Source organism: Streptomyces calidiresistens (assembly GCF_014141525.1).
In the GTDB taxonomy this organism is placed as follows: domain Bacteria; phylum Actinomycetota; class Actinomycetes; order Streptomycetales; family Streptomycetaceae; genus Streptomyces; species Streptomyces calidiresistens.
In genome coordinates, this window is sequence record NZ_VKHS01001376.1 from 1 (window position 1) to 785 (window position 785).

Consider the following 785-nt stretch of genomic DNA (forward strand, 5'->3'; position numbering starts at 1 on the left):
CCGCCGACCCGACCGGCACCCGCCCCCTCGGCGCGCCACCGGTGCTGCGCCTGGAGGATCTGCACGTCACCCACCACGGCTCCCGGGGCCCCGTCCCCGCCGTCCGGGGCGTCACCCTCGACCTCCGACCCGGTGACACCCTCGGGGTCGCCGGCGAGTCCGGCTGCGGCAAGTCCACCCTCGCCTCCGCCGCGCTGCGCCTGCTCCCGCCGACCTCCGCCGTCACCGGCCGGGTCCTCCTCGACGGGGAGGACGTGCTCGGCATGATCCCCGGCCGGCTGCGCGCCGTCCGCTGGACCGGCGCGTCCATCGTCTTCCAGGGCGCCCTGCACTCCCTCAACCCCGTCCACCGGGTGGGGCGGCAGATCGCCGAGCCGATCCTGCTTCACGAACGGCACACCGGGGTGGACCGCCGGGCCGCCGGGGACCGCGCCCTGGAGCTGATGGAACGGGTCGGGCTGCCCGCCCGCCGAGCCCGCTCCTACCCGCACGAACTCTCCGGCGGACAGCGCCAACGGGTCATGATCGCCATGGCGCTGGCCTGCTCGCCCCGCCTGCTCATCGCCGACGAGGCCACCACCGCCCTGGACGTGATGGTGCAGGCCCGCGTCCTGGACCTGCTGCGCGGCCTGGTCGCCGACCGCGGCATCGCCCTCATGATGATCAGCCACGACCTGACCGTGCTCGCCGACACCTGCGAGCGGCTGGCCGTGATGTACGCGGGACGGATCGTCGAGAGCGGACCGGCCCCCGCCGTGCTGCGCCGGCCCGCCCACCCCTACACC

The 785-nt window shown here is 75.8% G+C and carries 1 protein-coding gene; it reads left to right on the forward strand.

The genetic code is table 11. The annotated features are described in order from the left end of the window. Nucleotides 1-785 (forward strand): ABC transporter ATP-binding protein (locus FOE67_RS27395; RefSeq protein WP_228474364.1); only part of this gene is annotated, 785 nt, incomplete at both ends.